This is a genomic window from Pseudolysobacter antarcticus (assembly GCF_004168365.1).
Classification (GTDB): Bacteria; Pseudomonadota; Gammaproteobacteria; order Xanthomonadales; family Rhodanobacteraceae; genus Pseudolysobacter; species Pseudolysobacter antarcticus.
Window position 1 is genome coordinate 3,066,147 of sequence record NZ_CP035704.1, and the last position, 16,570, is coordinate 3,082,716.

At 58.7% G+C, this 16,570-nt stretch carries 18 protein-coding genes; 6 read left to right on the plus strand and 12 right to left on the minus strand.

The window, feature by feature from the left end; genetic code table 11:
- Positions 1–91 precede the first annotated feature (91 nt).
- The 10 genes from ELE36_RS13105 to ELE36_RS13150 form a co-directional block, all read right to left on the minus strand.
- On the minus strand, positions 92–1,399 hold the full coding sequence (locus ELE36_RS13105; protein ID WP_129834001.1) for a DUF4340 domain-containing protein: 1,308 nt from the start codon (positions 1,397–1,399) through the stop codon (positions 92–94).
- 12 nt (positions 1,400–1,411) lie between these two features.
- Complete coding sequence (locus tag ELE36_RS13110; RefSeq protein WP_129834003.1) at positions 1,412–3,268, minus strand: GldG family protein; 1,857 nt, start codon at positions 3,266–3,268, stop codon at positions 1,412–1,414.
- 13 nt (positions 3,269–3,281) lie between these two features.
- Positions 3,282–4,016, minus strand: a complete 735-nt coding sequence (locus tag ELE36_RS13115) for an ABC transporter permease subunit (RefSeq protein WP_129834005.1) — start codon at positions 4,014–4,016, stop codon at positions 3,282–3,284.
- Positions 4,013–4,951, minus strand: a complete 939-nt coding sequence (locus ELE36_RS13120) for an ABC transporter ATP-binding protein (protein ID WP_129834007.1) — start codon at positions 4,949–4,951, stop codon at positions 4,013–4,015. The genes ELE36_RS13115 and ELE36_RS13120 overlap by 4 nt, the downstream gene beginning before the upstream one ends.
- A gap of 188 nt (positions 4,952–5,139) precedes the next feature.
- Positions 5,140–6,195: an SRPBCC family protein gene (locus ELE36_RS13125; RefSeq protein ID WP_129834009.1), complete on the minus strand. Its 1,056-nt coding sequence runs from the start codon at positions 6,193–6,195 to the stop codon at positions 5,140–5,142.
- Between the two features lie 260 nt (positions 6,196–6,455).
- Complete coding sequence (locus tag ELE36_RS13130) at positions 6,456–7,247, minus strand: metal ABC transporter permease (protein ID WP_129834011.1); 792 nt, start codon at positions 7,245–7,247, stop codon at positions 6,456–6,458.
- A complete protein-coding gene (locus ELE36_RS13135) occupies positions 7,244–8,140 on the minus strand; it encodes a metal ABC transporter substrate-binding protein (protein ID WP_129834013.1) in 897 nt (298 codons plus the stop codon). The genes ELE36_RS13130 and ELE36_RS13135 overlap by 4 nt, the downstream gene beginning before the upstream one ends.
- 32 nt (positions 8,141–8,172) lie before the next feature.
- Positions 8,173–9,582, minus strand: coding sequence for a hypothetical protein (locus ELE36_RS13140; RefSeq protein WP_129834015.1), 1,410 nt, complete (start codon positions 9,580–9,582; stop codon positions 8,173–8,175).
- 157 nt (positions 9,583–9,739) lie between these two features.
- A complete protein-coding gene (locus ELE36_RS13145) occupies positions 9,740–10,381 on the minus strand; it encodes a response regulator (protein ID WP_129834017.1) in 642 nt (213 codons plus the stop codon).
- The gene (locus ELE36_RS13150) at positions 10,378–11,532 is read right to left on the minus strand and encodes a sensor histidine kinase (RefSeq protein ID WP_129834019.1); all 1,155 of its coding nucleotides are present in this window, start codon (positions 11,530–11,532) and stop codon (positions 10,378–10,380) included. Before ELE36_RS13150 ends, ELE36_RS13145 begins: the two co-directional genes overlap by 4 nt.
- Before the next feature lie 195 nt (positions 11,533–11,727).
- Here ELE36_RS13150 and ELE36_RS13155 point away from each other — a divergent pair, with 195 nt between their 5' ends.
- From ELE36_RS13155 to ELE36_RS13175, 5 genes are all read left to right on the plus strand, one after another.
- Positions 11,728–12,339, plus strand: a complete 612-nt coding sequence (locus tag ELE36_RS13155) for a GNAT family N-acetyltransferase (RefSeq protein WP_129834021.1) — start codon at positions 11,728–11,730, stop codon at positions 12,337–12,339.
- A 13-nt stretch (positions 12,340–12,352) separates the two neighbouring features.
- The gene (minC, locus tag ELE36_RS13160; protein ID WP_129834022.1) at positions 12,353–13,150 is read left to right on the plus strand and encodes a septum site-determining protein MinC; all 798 of its coding nucleotides are present in this window, start codon (positions 12,353–12,355) and stop codon (positions 13,148–13,150) included.
- A gap of 79 nt (positions 13,151–13,229) precedes the next feature.
- The gene (minD, locus tag ELE36_RS13165; protein ID WP_129834024.1) at positions 13,230–14,042 is read left to right on the plus strand and encodes a septum site-determining protein MinD; all 813 of its coding nucleotides are present in this window, start codon (positions 13,230–13,232) and stop codon (positions 14,040–14,042) included.
- A gap of 2 nt (positions 14,043–14,044) precedes the next feature.
- Positions 14,045–14,332, plus strand: coding sequence for a cell division topological specificity factor MinE (minE, locus tag ELE36_RS13170; protein ID WP_129834026.1), 288 nt, complete (start codon positions 14,045–14,047; stop codon positions 14,330–14,332).
- Positions 14,333–14,403: 71 nt separating this feature from the next.
- A complete protein-coding gene (locus ELE36_RS13175; protein ID WP_129834028.1) occupies positions 14,404–14,928 on the plus strand; it encodes a hypothetical protein in 525 nt (174 codons plus the stop codon).
- Between the two features lie 116 nt (positions 14,929–15,044).
- On the opposite strand, the gene ELE36_RS13180 is transcribed toward ELE36_RS13175, so the two are convergent.
- Complete coding sequence (locus ELE36_RS13180; RefSeq protein WP_207215777.1) at positions 15,045–15,470, minus strand: LIC_13387 family protein; 426 nt, start codon at positions 15,468–15,470, stop codon at positions 15,045–15,047.
- Between the two features lie 24 nt (positions 15,471–15,494).
- Positions 15,495–15,995, minus strand: a complete 501-nt coding sequence (locus tag ELE36_RS13185; RefSeq protein ID WP_165371603.1) for a thioesterase family protein — start codon at positions 15,993–15,995, stop codon at positions 15,495–15,497.
- An 87-nt stretch (positions 15,996–16,082) separates the two neighbouring features.
- Between ELE36_RS13185 and ELE36_RS13190 the strand changes: the two genes are divergently transcribed.
- On the plus strand, positions 16,083–16,547 hold the full coding sequence (locus ELE36_RS13190; RefSeq protein ID WP_129834032.1) for a MarR family winged helix-turn-helix transcriptional regulator: 465 nt from the start codon (positions 16,083–16,085) through the stop codon (positions 16,545–16,547).
- Positions 16,548–16,570: the final 23 nt, after the last annotated feature.

Below are 16,570 nucleotides of genomic sequence, written 5' to 3' on the forward strand. Positions count from 1 at the left end.
GATCTTGCTCAAGATGGAATGGATACGGTGACGATTTTGCCGTCACCGTATCGCGAATTTCCGAGGTCCGAGCAAAGCCCGGACGTCGCTATTATAATTTTCCGTTCGGCATCGTCGCACCCGGGCCGACCAGCGTGTTCGGTTTTTTGCCGAGATTTTTCGGATCGAGTTTGCTCTTGCCATCATCGAGTGGCTTGAGCATTTCATCCATGCTCTTGTTGATATTGGCGAACTTGTAAACCGGCAATACAAATGACCAGCCGTCAAAGAGCTTGTTCAGATCAGCAACTTCCTTGTTGATCGCCGCCAGACGTTCGTTATGATCCTTGGCCGGATCGCTGATCGCGAGCGGCGGCGTGAGATCGGGCGCCGACTTCGCCGCTTCGGGCTTGCCATCAGCGGGCGCCTTGTCGCCAGCATCAGGCTTGGTTTGTTTGGCGTCGAACTGCTTGGCCTCGAACTGAGTCTTGGCAACGGCTTGATCGGTCTTGATCTGTATCTCTGCCGCGGTCGCATCCAGCGATGCCTTGAATCGCGCGTAGTCCTTGCCGTCTTTTTCCCAAGCCTGCACATCGACGATCAAACCGTCGTAAGCGACATAGTGCGCTTTGTATACTTTGTCGCCTGGTTCCGCATCTTTGGCCGGAAGCACGTCGTCGAAACGCAAACCCGCCAGTGTCGAAACCAGTCCGTTGGCGGCGAAATCCGAACTCGGTTCGCGACCTTTCGGCACATCGGCGAGCTTGTAATTGACGTCGCCCGGCGCGGCCTTGGCTGCCTTCAGTACCTTGCCATCGGGCGCGGTCAGTACGACCTCGCGAAAACGCGCTGCCTGCACGTCGGTGAGTTCGTGCCGCAGCCAGTTCGGCGCGGATTTTTCTACCGTGATATTGCCCTTGGCCAGCCAGCTTTGCGCTTCGCTCGGCAAACGCACAAACGTGCCGCCACCGCCGCCGCCGTTGTAGTTGCCGACGATCAGCTTGACTGGCTGCGCCAGCCCGGCCAACTCCACCAGCACGCCCTTGGCATCTTTACCGGCAACATCCTCGACACCGAGTTCAGCGTAGCGATCCTTGTTCGAAGTTTTCTGCTCGATCAGCGTCGCGTCGGCGAGCTTGAGCAGGAATTCGCGCACCTTGATCAGGTCGGCGGGATAGCCGGATTTCTCCGCCACCGTCCAACCGGCATCACCGCGCTTGAGCGTCGCCACGGGTTTGTTGTCGGCGCCGGTCAGGGTGATCTGGCTGACCTCGTTGACATGTTCGCGCAAGCCCGGCAGCAAGAAACGCGTCTGCTCGGTGGTTTCGTTCAGCGGCTTGTTCGAGTGATTCAACCGCACCGCCACCAGCAACGCGACCAGCGCCGCGGCAGCCAAGCCCAACAGGGTTTTGTTATTCATGTCCGTGCCCCCTCAGTTCGCCGCACGCTGCTGGCGTTTCCACCACGCAAAACCCAGCGCCAGCAGGATCACCAGCAACGGCATCAGGAAGATGTTGATCATCTTCAGGCGCGTGCCGAGCGACTCGATATCCGCATCCATCTGGCGCCGCACACCGCGCAACTCCTTGCGGATTTCGAGCTTGCGATTCTGGAACTTGAGCAACTCACCCTGCTGTTCGGGCGAGAGGATCATCGCCTGATCCTTGCTCTTGCCCGACTGCAACTCGGTGAGCTTGCGTTCGGTCTCGTTGAGCTCCTGCTGCAACTGTGTTTCCTTGGTGCGGAAACGCTCATCCGCCGTGCGCTTGATGCGCTCGACCGTGGTGAACGGACGCTGCGAAGTCGCGCGACCGCGAATACTGATGAGCTCGCTCGATCCGGTCAGATTGTCCACCGTGTTGATGAAAAAATCACCGTTGTTGGCGAACGCATTCGTGAGTTTCTGGCCGAAAAAATTCTGGATCTGCACCCACAACCGGTCGGTCAGCATGTCGGTGTCGGCGACCAGCACGATCTGGCCATCATCCTTCGATTCGGCCAGATGGTCCTTGCCGGTTTTCTCCGGGAACGCGCTCTTGAACTTGCCCTGCAGGCGACCGGCGACGATGTACAACTGGCCGGTCGGCTCGTAGCCGTTCAGCAACTGCTTCGGATCGGATAGCATCTTGAATCGCTCTGTCGCGACCGTCGTTGCATCCTTGCTGGTCTGGATCAGCGGCACCAGTTTCAGCGGGCTGTCCTTGTCGAGCTGGAAAAATCCGGCGCTCGACGTATTGATGGTCTGCAGCTTGGCCGTGGTCACGTCATCGGGATTGAGCGAGGCGCCGGTGAAGCCGAGAATGCCGACATGGCGGATCGGCGGCGCGCCCTGCGCGGTCGAAATTTGCAACGCATACGTGCGATCGAGCACGACCTTGTTCGGATCGTACAAAACGCCCCACGCCTTGAACAATTTCGGCAGGTCGGACGACTTGTTCGCCATCGCCGCAGCGGCCGGATTGCTCGGATCGGACTGCACCTGCTCGCTCTCCGCAATCGGATCGACGAACACCGCGAGATGACCGCCACGCAACACGAATTGATCGATCGCGTACAACGCATCGTCGGTCAGATCCTTCGGGTGAACCAGCACTAGCACGCTGATGTCCGGGTCGATCGTCTTCAGCGACGGCGCGCTGAGCTGACGCACATCGAACAACTGATCAAGCTGCTGCTGCACCGCCCACGGATCGCGCATCTGGCGTGTGCTCGGATCGAAGCCGGCGCTGATCGGCAGACTGCTGACGATGCCGACCACAGGTTTCTTGCTGATCGCCAGACCGTGGATGAGTTTGGCCACGTCATATTCGAGAAACTCCTCCTTGGCCGGATCGAGAATCGGAATCGCCGCCTTGCCGTTGGTCGAGTTGGTACCGGCCAGACCGAAGAAAAGGTTCTCGCCACCCTGCCCGACCGGAATCGCCTGCAGGCCGAGTGTGGTCGCGCGATCTTCGTCTTCCGAATACGGCAGCGGATCGATCACATCGAGCTTGAGTTTGCCGCCGGCGCGCGCGGCCATCTCGTCGAGCATTTCACGCACGCGCGTAGCGTATGTGCGCAAGCCCTGATTGTTCTGCGTGCCCTTGTCAGAGAAAAAATAATACAGATGCACCGGCTCGTCGATTTCGCCGAGAATTTTCTTGGTGCCTTCCGAGAGTGTATACAGATGGTTGGTAGTGAGGTCCAGACGCGCGCCACGAAAAATCGCGTTGCTCAGCAGCACCACGGCCACGAACAGCACAGCGAGAATGGCGAGTGCGCTGCCGGTAAGAAGTCGTCGATTATTCATTTGTGTGTGTTCCTCAATCAGCTTTCTTGAGGTCGATGACCACGGCGTTGGCATATAGCCAGACGCCGATCGTCGCCAGGAAATAAATCATGTCACGCAGATCGATCACGCCTTTGCTGATCGAGGTGAAATGGCTCAGGAAACTCAAGCCCGCGATCGCATCGATCACACCCTGCGGAAAGAATGCGCGGAAAAAATCCAGTACCAGCGGCGTACCCGCAAGCAGGAACAGAAAACACACTGCCGCCGTCAAGATAAAGGCCACGACCTGATTGCGTGTCGCCGCAGAAATGCACGAACCGACGGCGAGAAATGCGCCGGCCATGAGGAAGCTGCCGAGATAACTCGCGAAGATCACGCCGTTATCGGGCGAGCCGAGATAATCCACGGTGATCCAAACCGGAAACGTCAGCAACAAGGCGATGCCGATGAACGCCCACGCTGCGAGAAATTTCGCGAACACCGCCTGCCACATCGTCACGGGCAAGGTCAACAGCAATTCGATCGTGCCACTCTTGCGTTCCTCCGCCCACATGCGCATCGAAACCGCCGGCACAAGGAACAGATAAAGCCATGGATGGAAATTGAAAAACGGCTGCAGATCGGCCTGGCCGCGCTCGTAAAAACCGCCAAGATAAAACGTGAATGCACCGGCCAGCGCGAGAAAGATCACGATAAAAACATACGCGACCGGCGTCGCGAAATAACTGCCGAGTTCACGTTTGAAAAGGGTCAGGATCGTATTCATGCCGCTGCCTCCTGCTGCTCACCTTGGGTGATGGTGCGGAACACTTCATCGAGTCGGCCGCTTTCGAGCTGCAGTTCGCTGACCGGAATTCCCTGCGCTTTGACCAGCTCGCTGACCGCGGCAAAAATCTGCCGGCCGGGTTTGGGGAAAGCCGTGATGCGATGATCCTGCGGATCGACTTCGACCGCCTCGACATCGGCAATGCGGCTCAGCGCTTCCCGAGTCGCCGTGACATTGCTCGTCGTCAGCGATACCGCCTGGTGGTAGCGCGAGCGCGCTTCGAGTTCGCTCGGCGTGGCATCGGCCAGCACCTTGCCATGCGCGATGATGATGGCGCGATTGCAGACCTCGTGCACCTCTTCGAGGATGTGCGTGGAAATGATGATGATCTTGTCGCGCGCCATCGCGTTGATCAGCGCGCGCACTTCGTGTTTCTGGTTCGGATCGAGACCGTCGGTGGGCTCGTCCAGCACCAGCGCCTGCGGATCGTGCAGGATCGCTTGCGCTAGGCCGACGCGACGTTTGAAACCTTTCGACAAGGTTTCGATCGACTGATCGAGTACTGCGTTCAGATGCAGGCGTTCGATCACGTCATCGAGGCGTTGCTCGCGATGTTTGCCTTTCAGCCCGCGCACATCGGCAATGAAACTCAGAAATTTCCGCGGCGTCATTTCGCCGTAGCTCGGTGCACCTTCGGGCAGATATCCGAGCGCCTGCTTGGTCTGGATCGATTGCTTCTGCACATCGAAGCCACACACGCTGATGCCACCACTGGTCGGCGCGAGAAACCCCGCGATCATCTTCATCGTGGTGGACTTGCCGGCGCCATTCGGACCGAGGAAACCGAGCACCTGGCCGGGTTCCACCTTGAAACTGATGTTGTCCACGGCGGTGAACGCGCCGTAACGTTTGCTGAGTTGTCGGGTTTCTATCATCGTCGTATCGCCATGGGTTGTTTCGTCGAGATAACAGCGGCTTCTGGCACGGCGCGCGGACCATACAAAGCGTGCCGGCCGGAGAATTTACAACATATTTTGCAAAAAGTTCCCGCGCCTGAAAAATCTTTCGCCGCAAAAACAAAGGCGGCCCGAAAGCCGCCCTGCTTGAATCAATGCAACAACATTTATTGCGTCTGGATCGGCAGATAAACGTTGAACGATTGCTGATCGTCGGCCGCGGCCGGATCGCTGGTCGTGAGTTCATCGAAGAACCGGCCCGTGCCGGTTTCGGTGGTGTCGTCGAACTTGTAACCGTGGGTCAACGCATACGCCTTGAGCATCAGGCGTACCAGCGGCAACTGTGCCGGCGAACCGGTGAACGTATTCTTGAGCGCCTTACCGGCGAAGCTGTTCGCGACCTTGACCGGATTTTCCTCAGGCAAGTTGATGTCGTTGCGATCCACCGGCACGAGCACGTCGAAGCTGTAGGTATCGTCGCCCCAATTGGTGGTGACGGTGGTGCGCGGGCCATTTGCCGCGAGCTTGTTTTTCTTGATCACGTCGTTGATCAGGCCGGTGGCCTTGTCGGTGGCGTCGGCCACTTCATCGAGCGAACGTTTGGCGCTGGTCGAAACCATCAGCACCGGCTTGGCCACGACATCGACGATCTCGATGACCGTATCCTTGTAATCCACCAGCGGCACGGTCGCCAGCGTGTTGGACAACTTGCCGAGGTTCAACTGAATCTGCGCAGCCGGATCGCCTTCGAGATACAAACCCGAATAACGTGCAAGCAGATCCCAGCCGTAATCGACATCGTAAGCCCAGGTGATCTTGACGGTCTTGCCGTTCTGCGTCGGCGCGAGATCGATCGTGTAGGCCTTGTTCAAGCCCTTCCAGTCGTTTTCGAGCAGCATCTTGACTTGCGTATCCTGCTGATCCGAATCGATCGTCAGGCTGCCGTTACCGATCTGCGGGCTGGTGCTGGCCCAATCGACTTTGGCGCCCTTGCCGCTCACGGGACCGGACGGCGTGAACTTCACGGCGGCATCGTAGCTGCTCAATGCGCTCCAGTTCGGATAGGTACTGAACCCATCAATGGAGTCATACACCTGACGTGCCGGGTTGCTGATTTCGAGCGTGCGCTCGATATGACCGTGATTCGGCAAAGCAACGCCGAACAGCACAGCCAATATGAATACGATCACGATCGCAACGAAAAATTCTAACAGACGGATCATTCAACGTTCTCCAGGTGTTATCCAGCCCCGGCACAGTCTCCGCACGATTGCCGCCAAGGCGATCGCGGGGCGTGCCCGGCATGATTCGGCAGCCGCGACCTGACTCAAAGCAGGCACGCGCGACAGCCGAATCGCTGATGTTACTGACTCTCGCGCTGGATGGCTATCTGCTGGCGACAATCCGATGGAATATTTGACAGAATCGTCCGCCGCAGTAGTGGCGTATTTGCGCCAAGGGCCGTTTCCGCCAGCTTTTAGGGCTATGCAGATGCGACGGCACTCGTGCGTGATCCGAGGCCAGATCGCATCAGCACACGCGCCAGAATGCCGCAGCCTGCAAGCGTCCACACGATCATCGCGCCGCTCGGCAAATCCAGCACCGCAGACAGCACCAGGCCCGAAACATAACCGCACGCACCAATCGCGTATGCCAGCGCCAGCCGGCGTGATGTTTTTGCGATGCCGACCGTCGCCAGCGCCGGCACGATCAGGCTGGCGAATACCAGATAAACGCCGACCAGTTGCACCGATGCGGTAATCGCCAGCGCAAACAAACCGTAGAACAGCAGGCCAGACAAACGTCCGCGCCAGAACCACATCGCGGTGAGCAATATCGCCGACAGCACCGCAACCGGAATCAGCTGACCGATGCTGACCCATAAAATCTGACCAACCAGCAAATCCTTCAGATGCTCGCCACCGTGCGGATTGTTCGCGAGCAGCAACAAGCTGCCGGTGGCCGCGAGCACAAACAGCGTACCGATCAGCGGCTCCTGATAATCCGGCCACTTGCGATCAGTCCAGGTCAGCAAGGTGGCGCCGATCAAGGCGGCAATCGCCGCGGCGATTTCGACGCCGTAACCCTGCTCGTCCATGCCGAGATATTGCGCGAGGATCACCCCGAGCGCAGCAACCTGCGCAATCGCCAGATCAATGAAGATGATGCCACGCGCCAGCACTTGCTGGCCGAGCGGCACATGCGTCGACAACACCAACAGGCCCGCAAGACACGCAGGCCCAAGAATGCTGAGTTCGAGTCCGTCCCAGTTCATTTCACCACCGCGAGCAGTTTGTCGATGGTCGAGTCGAACAGACCGAACAGATCCTTGGCCTTGTCATCACCACCGACCGTGAACGGCAAGGTGATCGCCGGCACACCGGTATGTTCGGACAACCAATCGCCCGGCTTGGGATCCTGATACGCCGCACGCAGGATCGCCAGCGTGTTGGCGCTTTTGGTGATATCGATCAGGCTGGCCAGATGCGCGCTGGTCGGCGGCACGCCGGGCTTGGGTTCAAGCGCACCGATTTCGGTCATGCCCAACCATTGCAGCAGGTAGATCCAGCTGCCGTGATGTACGACGACCTTGCGCCCCTTCAACGGCGCAGCCTTGGTTTCCCAGACCTTGATCGCCGCCTGCCAGCGTGTGCTGAAATCGGCCAGACGCTGCTGATAGACCGCAGCCTTGCCCGGATCGAGTTCGATCAGACGCGCATCCACAGCCTTGGCGATCGCAAGCACGCGATACGGATCGAGCTGAAAATGCGGATTACCCTGCGGATGCACGTCGCCTTCCGAGCGATCGAGCTTGGACGGTTTTTCCAGCGTGACAATCTGCTCCGCGGCCATGAAATAGCCCGGACCCGACGCAACCTTCGAATTGCCAGCTTGGCGAATCAACTGCGGCAACCAGCCGATTTCCAGATCGGCACCGGAGCAAATCACGAGATCGGCACGGCGCACCTTCGCGATCAGACTCGGCTTGGCTTCGATCACATGCACATCCTGCAGCGCGGTCGTGCCGACATCCACCGTCACCGCATCGCCAGCGAGTTCGTGCACGAGCGCGCCCCACTCGGGCTCGCACGCAAATACGTTAAGCGCATGCGCATTCGGCGTGATGAATGTAAAAAGCAACAATGTGAAAAATGCGAACTTGTTCATTTGTACTCTCGTGGTAGTTCGTATGCAGCGGACTAAAACTTATGCGCGCCGTGTGCGCCGAGGCTGACATCGTACTGCAGATAAATCGCGTTGTCGGTAGTGCTGCGAGTCGGATCGTCATGACTGTATTGCAGGCGGAAAAAACTGAACTCGCTATTGCGCCAGGTCAGCTCCAGACTGTGTCGCACCGGATCGAAATCGTTGGCGAACGGGCCACTGCTCGGCGCCCAGAGTTTGTCGAAGCGATAACCGAGATCCCATACGCGATTCAGGCGATACACCGCCTCGACATAACCGCCACGGCGATCGCCAACCCAAGGTTGATTCAACAACGGATTGGTCAGATCCAGCTTGGCATCCGCCGGCAAGGCGTACGTGCCGTCGCGCCGGTCGAGGAAATATTCACCACGCACGGTCACACCACCGTCCTTGGTATTGCCGTTCGGCGCCCATTTCCAGGTCGCATCGGCGACGTACAAGGTGTTGTCGCCGCTGAATCCATCATCCGCCAGCGATGTTTTTGCTTTCAGCACGGACACGCCGGCGAGCCACGAATTATCGGTGCCGACATCGCCACCCGCGTGCGCGAACAAGGTGTGGGTGCCGACACCGCCTTGATTGGCGCCGGCGGTCGGGAAACTCTCGCCGCGAAAAATTTCGCCGCCGAGCTCGAGGAAAAAATCCAGCGGCGCGACCCAGCGTACTTGTGCGCCGTCGTCGCCGTATTGGTTGGCGAGAAACGCCTGATAAGCGAGCGGCCGATCAACGAAATTGTCGGTGTGGGTGTGATGGCTGTTGAGGTAGCCGATGTTCGAATAAAAGCGCCCGGCACGCACATTAAAACCATCGGGCAAGGTCAGCGTGTCGATGTAGGCTTCTTCGATACTGGTACCGATCTTGCCGTTGTCATCGTCGTAACTCAGCGTGAGCTGACCGTAAAATTTGTCGTCGATATTCGCTGCGAACGAAACCTCGCTCTCGCCGAGCGACAGGCCTTGTTTGCCCGGACCGGTGCCGTCGACCAGCGGAAAACCGGCCCGCACATAATGATCGGGATTCAGCGAATGATGTCCGTACAAGCCGTTCATGATCACGGCAATCGCCGGATTGAACGCGTTGCCATTGGCGCCGCCCGCGGAAGGCCCAGACGATTCTATGGGTGCTGAAACATTCGCCATCGCGGCACTTTGTTGCGTCGAAACCTGCTCCGACTGCTGTGCAGCTTTCATTTTTTCGAGTTCGGCACGCGCCGCGTCAGCCGCCGCCAAAGCTGAGGCTGTTTGCTCGCGCAACTTCTGGCCTTCGACTTCGAGCGCGCGAATACGTGTATCGAGCGCCTGTAACTGCGCGGCGGTCGTTGCATCCGCAGCCATAACCGGCGCGGACAATACACACGCGATCGGTGCGGTAGCCACGCACCATGCGAACAGCGATTTTTTCATCGAGAATTCCGGTAGTTGTCAGCACGCCAGAAGTGGCGCTAGTCGTCAGCACAGACGAGACGTTATAACGTACCGGGCGAAGCTTAACTCAAGTCGCGATCGTGAACGACCCCAACTCATGGCATGGATGAGCTACGTGATCGCCTTCGTGAAAACCTTAAACAATCCCAAGCTCGAACGCCTTCAAAACAGCTCGCGTACGATCGCGCACGCCGAGCTTGGACAGAATATTCGAGACGTGGTTTTTCACCGTGCCTTCGGCCACGTTCAGCGAATTGGCGATTTCCTTGTTGCTGTAGCCACTCGCCATCAGGCGCAGGATTTCGGTTTCGCGTTCGGTCAGCGGATCGGGCCGATCAAGACTCGTGAAATCGTTCTGCATGCGCTCCAATCCTGAGAGCAGACGCTGGCTCAGAATCGGCGCAACCAGCGAGCCGCCTTCGGCTACGGTTTTGACGGCGGTCACGAGTTGATCGAGCGAAACATCCTTGAGCAGATAACCGCGCGCACCGGCTTTTAATCCGGCCAGCACGATCTGGTCGTCGTCGAACGTGGTCAGGATAATTGTCGGCGGCAATTGCTGTTTTGCGGCGAGCGCGTTCAGCACGTCGAGGCCGGATAGTCCGGGCATGCGCATGTCGAGCAATACGACATCGGGCTTGACCTGCGGAATAATCTCGACCGCCTGTGCGCCATCTACCGCTTCGGCGATCACGCGAATCGAGTCGGACAGTTCAAGCAAGCTGCGAATGCCCTGGCGCACCAGGGTCTGGTCATCGACCAGGCATACGGAAATCATAAATCGGTTGTCTCCAGTGGCAGCCAGGCTTCGAGCGTGAAGCCCTGCCCTTTGGCGGTAATGATGTTCAAGCGGCCACCGAGCTGCGCGAGTCGCTCGCGCATGCCGACCAGCCCGTTGCCTTGTTTCAGCATATCGGCGCCGAGCCCGTCGTCGCGGGCATGGATCGCCAATTCTTTTTCCGCGGTGTGTTCAAAACGCAGCCACAGATTTCTGGCATCGGCATGCCGTACCGCGTTGGTGATGATTTCCTGCGCACAGCGCAACAGTACCTGCGCACGACGTGGATCGTCCACCGCAAAGCGCGGCGGCAGTTCGAGATGAATGGCCAGCGCCGGCACGCCTTCGACGATCGTGCGCAGCGCTTCGGTCAAGTCGATCGCGTCGCCGTCGCGCAACTGACTCACCACTTCACGCACATCCGACAACAATAATTTTGCGACCGATTGCGCCTGGCGTACATGCTCCTGCGCACCGCCGCTGACCAGATGACTGGCCACTTCGAGATTCAGACTCAGCGCGGTCAGATGATGTCCGACCAGATCGTGCAGCTCGCGCGAGATGCGCATGCGTTCGGCGATGCGGCTGGACTCCGCGAGCAGTTTTCGTGTCGCGCGCAGCTCCGAATTCAGGCGACGAAATTCCTCGCGCGAATCCGCCTGCTGGCGCGCCACCAGCGAGGTGATGAAGGCAAATCCGGTGTAACCCAGATACACGCCGCTCTGGATCAGCGCATCGAGCCAGCCGTAATCCGGCTGGCTTTTCATGATCGGAATCAGCGCTAGATTCTGCACGATCAGCCAGACCACGCTCGGCCAGAACGGCAACAGCCATGGCAATACGCCGGCGATCACCAGCATCAGCACGCTGCCGAGGCCGGAATGGCTGAAATAACTCAGCGCCATCGTCATCGAGGTCATGATCACCAGCAACGGCACCTTTAACTGCCACGGCTGGCGCTTGCCCAGATCGCGCGTAATCGCCCAGTACGCCACGCCAAATGTGAGGTAGGACACCACCCATGCCAAGTGCACGGCGGTCGTGCCTTCATCCTCCGGAATATTCCACAACCACGGAATACACACCCAGACATAGGTGTACAGGCCCGCGTAACGCAGCAGTTGGATATGGTTGATCGACTGGAAATTCATGCCTGCATCATAAGCGCAGCAGCGCCGAGCGCAATCTGTCCTAAGTAAGGGGTAGAGGCGGATTGCTTGGGAATATTTGCGAGTTCTTAACAGCATCGCGCCGTTTCGGCGTGGCGACTGCGCGGAGCGCATGCCATAATTGCGTCATTCTGGAGCGGCTTGCCGCACCTATCCCGTCCGATGGAGTAAACCCGAATGGCCGTAGCCATCCGCGACGTGCGCGAGCATGAACTCGATTCCGTGCTCGCGCTGAACAACGCTGCCGGTGTCACCATCCTGCCTTTGAACGCGGCACGCCTGCGCCAGTTTTTCGAGATCGCCGATTATTTTCGTGTCGCCGTGGTCGATGGCAGCATCGTCGGATTTTTGATCGCAATGCGTGCTGGCGCGCAATACGACAGCCCCAACTATCGCTGGTTCGGCGAGCGCTACGACGAGTTTGTCTACATCGATCGCATCGTGCTCGGGCAGGCGTATCGCGGCCTCGGCTTGGGTCGCGTGTTTTATTGCGACGTCACCAGTTATGCCGAAGTGCGCGTGCCGGTGCTGAGTTGCGAAGTGCTGCTCGAACCGCGTGACGATGTCTCGGTGTTGTTCCACGGCATGTTCGGCTTTCATGAAGTCGGCCAGCAGGTGATGGCCGGATTCAACGTGCCGGTATCGTTGCTGGTGAAATCGCTGCCGAGTTTTCCGTTCGTGCGCGACACCTATCTGAACGGCCCGGATCACGGTTTGCCGAATCTGCCGTGGCTGCTCGAACGCGAACCGCACGCAACGCGACGCGCCCGCGCCGCCGGCGAAAACTAGGCCGACGCATACGATGCCGCAACGCCATCCCGTGATCAGCGAACAAGCCGGCGAACTCAAGTTCGGCCAGGTCGGTGTGGCTAATCTGCGCATCCGCGAACTCGATATCGAAATGCTCGTGCAGGAAATGCGACAGCGCGTTGAAACCGCGCCGCAGATGTTTCTGCACGCGCCGGTGATCGTCGATTTCAGCCATTTGCTGCACACGCCGGATGTCGAAACGGTGCGGCAGTTGATCGCCGCGTTGCGCGAGACCGGCGTGTTGCCGGTCGGACTTTCTTACGGCACAACCGAGAACGAAGCGCTCGCGCGTGCGCTGGATCTGCCGTTGTTTGCAAAATTCCGTGCGTCTTACGAGCGCAGCGGTGGCAACGCGCAGGAACCGATCCAGGAACCTGCGCGTGTCGCGGTCGTCGAAGCAGCACCCGTCGCAACGCGCGCACAGCACCCCGCGCCGCCCGCGAGTGCAACTGCAGCGGCGACCATCGGCATGCTGCATACCAAACCGGTACGCTCGGGCCAGCAGGTGTACGCGCGCGGTCGTGACTTGATTCTCACCGCCGCGGTCGGCAACGGTGCGGAAGCGATTGCCGACGGTTCGATCCACATTTATGGCCGTTTAAGCGGCCGCGCGCTGGCCGGTGCGCAAGGCGATATTTCCGCGCGCATCTTCTGTCACGAATTCCATGCCGAGCTGGTGTCCATCGCCGGTCAATATCGTGTATTCGAAACCATCCCCGATGACCTGCGCGGCAAGCCGGTACAGGTCTGGCTCGATGGTGAAAAACTGTTGCTGGCAAAACTCGGCTGATGCATCTCACGATGCGATTGCCATATCAAGAATCCGGCTTTTCAAACCGTCGGCAAGTCAAACAAGAATGGAGAAAATAGTGACTGAAATTATCGTTGTCACATCCGGCAAGGGTGGCGTCGGCAAGACCACCAGCAGCGCGAGCATCGCTGTCGGTCTGGCCAAGCACGGCAAGAAAGTCGCGGTCATCGATTTCGACGTCGGCCTGCGCAACCTCGATCTGATCATGGGCTGCGAACGCCGCGTGGTCTACGACTTCGTCAACGTCATCCACGGCGAATGCACACTGAAACAGGCGCTGATCAAGGACAAACGTTACGAAACCCTGTTCGTGCTCGCAGCCTCGCAAACGCGCGACAAGGATGCGCTGACCAAGGAAGGCGTCGAACGCGTGCTCGAAGAATTCAAGACCGAAGAATTCGATTTTGTCGTCTGCGATTCGCCTGCCGGCATCGAGAAAGGCGCGTTCCTCGCGATGTATTTTGCTGATCGCGCGATCGTCGTGGTGAATCCGGAAGTCTCCTCGGTACGCGACTCGGATCGCATCCTCGGCCTGCTTTCGAGCAAGACCCGTCGCGCCGAACTCGGCGAGGGCAAAGTGCAGGAGCATCTGCTGCTGACCCGTTACAACCCGGCCCGCGTGCAGAACGGCGACATGATGAGCTTGGCCGACGTGCAGGAAATTCTCGGCATCAACGTGCTTGGCGTGATCCCGGAATCCGAAGGCGTACTCGCCGCTTCCAATTCCGGCGTGCCGGTGATTCTGGATGAAGGTTCGAACGCCGGCCTCGCCTACGAAGATGCCGTTGCGCGCTTGCTCGGTCAGGATCGACCGATGCGTTTTATGGATGCGCCCAAGAAGGGCCTCATGTCGCGACTGTTCGGAGGCTGAGCATGGGTATTTTCGATTTTCTGCGAGCACGTCCAAAGAACACCGCATCGGTGGCGAAAGAGCGCCTGCGCATCATCGTCGCGCAAGAACGCGGTGCGCGTGGTGCGCCGGATTACCTGCCGCTGCTGCGTCGCGAAATTCTTGAAGTGATCAAGAAATACGTCAACGTCGATCCCGATGCAGTGCTGATCAATGTCGAGCGCGATGGCGATCACGAGGTGCTGGAACTATCGGTCGCGCTGCCGGAAAAAGGCCACGAGATCACACCGCCGCCAGCGACCAATAACTGAGCCGCATTTTCACGCGCGGCGATAAAGATCGGTTCATGTCGATAGTTCAACGCAAAAACACGGCAGCCGTAATGCGTGACTCATCGCCGCGCGCAGCTGCCGAAACAACGCATTCAGCACCAGCGGAAAACTCGGTGTTGCTGCTGCGCGATTTTCCGCTGGACGCGCTGAGATCACTGTTGCATCGCTACGATCTCGCGCTCGAAATCGTCGCCGACGCCAGCCCGATTCCCGGCAGTTATTGGGGCGATCCCGAGGCCGGCGTCATTGGCTCAACCGTGTATGCACGCGGCGATACACCAATCCATTCGCTGTTGCACGAAGCCTGTCATCTGATCGTGCTGCCTCCAGAACGGCGTGCCCGCGTGCACACCGACGCCAGCGATTCGCAGGCCGAGGAAGACGCCACGTGTTATCTGCAAATCCTGCTCGCCGAGTGTGTGCCGCACGTTGGTAGCGCGCGCCTGATGACCGACATGGATACGTGGGGTTACACCTTCCGCCTCGGTTCGACACGTGCGTGGTTCGAGTACGATGCGGATGACGCGCGCGTTTGGCTGCGGCAGCGCGAACTCTTGCCGCAATCTGCCGGCTGAGAATCGCTAACTTAAGGCCGCACTGATTTGCTCAGCGCGGTTGAGAAGAAATCGTACGACCCGGCAGCAATAGCACGTCGTTCCTACTAGCACCGAGTTCGCGCGGCGCGCGATCGCTAAAAACAAAGCGTGATCAGCGCGGCGATATACAACAAAGTCGAAAGCACGATGCCGCGAAACGGAATCGAAAACCAGTAACACCATGCGAGCGTCATATAACCTGTGAGCAGCAGCATTCCAAGCACCAACAAAAATGGCGATCGCAGCAGCAAGTCGGCATGCGCCAGCGCGAGAAATCCGTAGATCAAACCAAACGAAATTGCACCAAAACTGTGGCTCGCGTTGAAGCCGATCCATGCGCGCCAGATCGTGGTTTGCCGCGTCAGGGTTAGCGTCACCGCCTGCATCTGCACGATCAGGTTTGCATCGCGTGGATGCAAGCGCGTACCGAAAAACGTGTAGGCAAGATGCACAATACCGAGCAGCAGGATGATCGCGGCACTCGCGGCGATCAGCAATGAAGCAAGCAGTTGATTCGACATGTCGGGCTCCGGTTGAAACATCGCTCAGGCAACACCGTCCACGATACTGCGTTCGGCGTCGAGCCAGTGCTGCACCGCAGAGGGTAATGGCGCGGGGATAAATTCCAGACCCATCTGCGCATGTGATTCGACATTCGTGATCAGCCCGCTGCGACCGACCACCGCACCCTTGGTCAGGCCCGCGGCACACAAGCTGCCGTCGTCGCGCAAAAACTCGAACCGCATGTAATTCCAGTGCTCGTCGGCTGCGACAATGGCGAAGCGCAATCGATAACGCTGGAACGGTTGCAGGCCGCGGCGATAGGTAATCACCGAGCCGCCGAGCATCGGTCGCCAGCGCAGCCGCAACATCGTGCGCGCGAATCCGCTGCGCACGAAATATTCCATCAGCAACAAATCGACCAAGGTCAGATAACGACCGTTGTTCATGTGCAGGTTGATGTCCAGATCGTTGGGCAAAACGCGCAGGCGGCGCTCGATCCAGTCGCCGATCTGTAGCTTCGGCAGACGCGAGGCACGCCACATGGTCCAGAGTAATCGTAGGTACAAGTTCATTGGTATAAGATTGGTTCGCTTCTGAACAATATAGTTCGTTTCCGAACCAATGACAAGATGACCAAGACTGCCGACGAAAACTCCCGTGCCGCGATTCGGTCCTGGCTCGCCGTGGTGCGCGCGTATCACCTGTGCGATGCGGTGATGACGCAGAATCTAGCCATGATCGGCATGCGCACGCCGGATCACGAGATCATCGCCAACTTGCTGCGTGATCCGGGTATCAGCCAGCAGGTTCTTGCGCAGCGATGTTTCACGGCGAAAAGTCATATCAGCAGCTTGGTCGGCCAGCTTGAAAAACGCGGCTGGGTGAAACGCGAACCTGATCCGTCCGATGCGCGTGCGCGGCGCTTGCGCCTCACTGCAAAAGGCGAGGCAATAGCGAAAAAAACCGCCGTCGTGCAGGCCGACGTGGTGCGTGCGATGGCCGAGGCCGTGAGCACAAAGGAGCTCGCCGCGATCGAAGATACGATGCTGCGCCTCGCTGCAAAACTGGAAACGTTGCATATCGCTGGCGCGTGAGTTGAACCCTGCGCGTCAGCGCA

Coding starts and splice junctions, on each gene's coding strand:
- ELE36_RS13105 (WP_129834001.1), bottom strand. CDS start 1,399: ATGAATAACAAAACCCTGTTGGGCTTGGCTGCCGCGGCGCTGGTCGCG.
- ELE36_RS13110 (WP_129834003.1), bottom strand. CDS start 3,268: ATGAATAATCGACGACTTCTTACCGGCAGCGCACTCGCCATTCTCGCT.
- ELE36_RS13115 (WP_129834005.1), bottom strand. CDS start 4,016: ATGAATACGATCCTGACCCTTTTCAAACGTGAACTCGGCAGTTATTTC.
- ELE36_RS13120 (WP_129834007.1), bottom strand. CDS start 4,951: ATGATAGAAACCCGACAACTCAGCAAACGTTACGGCGCGTTCACCGCC.
- ELE36_RS13125 (WP_129834009.1), bottom strand. CDS start 6,195: ATGATCCGTCTGTTAGAATTTTTCGTTGCGATCGTGATCGTATTCATA.
- ELE36_RS13130 (WP_129834011.1), bottom strand. CDS start 7,247: ATGAACTGGGACGGACTCGAACTCAGCATTCTTGGGCCTGCGTGTCTT.
- ELE36_RS13135 (WP_129834013.1), bottom strand. CDS start 8,140: ATGAACAAGTTCGCATTTTTCACATTGTTGCTTTTTACATTCATCACG.
- ELE36_RS13140 (WP_129834015.1), bottom strand. CDS start 9,582: ATGAAAAAATCGCTGTTCGCATGGTGCGTGGCTACCGCACCGATCGCG.
- ELE36_RS13145 (WP_129834017.1), bottom strand. CDS start 10,381: ATGATTTCCGTATGCCTGGTCGATGACCAGACCCTGGTGCGCCAGGGC.
- ELE36_RS13150 (WP_129834019.1), bottom strand. CDS start 11,532: ATGAATTTCCAGTCGATCAACCATATCCAACTGCTGCGTTACGCGGGC.
- ELE36_RS13155 (WP_129834021.1), top strand. CDS start 11,728: ATGGCCGTAGCCATCCGCGACGTGCGCGAGCATGAACTCGATTCCGTG.
- minC (WP_129834022.1), top strand. CDS start 12,353: ATGCCGCAACGCCATCCCGTGATCAGCGAACAAGCCGGCGAACTCAAG.
- minE (WP_129834026.1), top strand. CDS start 14,045: ATGGGTATTTTCGATTTTCTGCGAGCACGTCCAAAGAACACCGCATCG.
- ELE36_RS13175 (WP_129834028.1), top strand. CDS start 14,404: ATGCGTGACTCATCGCCGCGCGCAGCTGCCGAAACAACGCATTCAGCA.
- ELE36_RS13180 (WP_207215777.1), bottom strand. CDS start 15,470: ATGTCGAATCAACTGCTTGCTTCATTGCTGATCGCCGCGAGTGCCGCG.
- ELE36_RS13185 (WP_165371603.1), bottom strand. CDS start 15,995: ATGTGGCGTGCCTCGCGTCTGCCGAAGCTACAGATCGGCGACTGGATC.
- ELE36_RS13190 (WP_129834032.1), top strand. CDS start 16,083: ATGACCAAGACTGCCGACGAAAACTCCCGTGCCGCGATTCGGTCCTGG.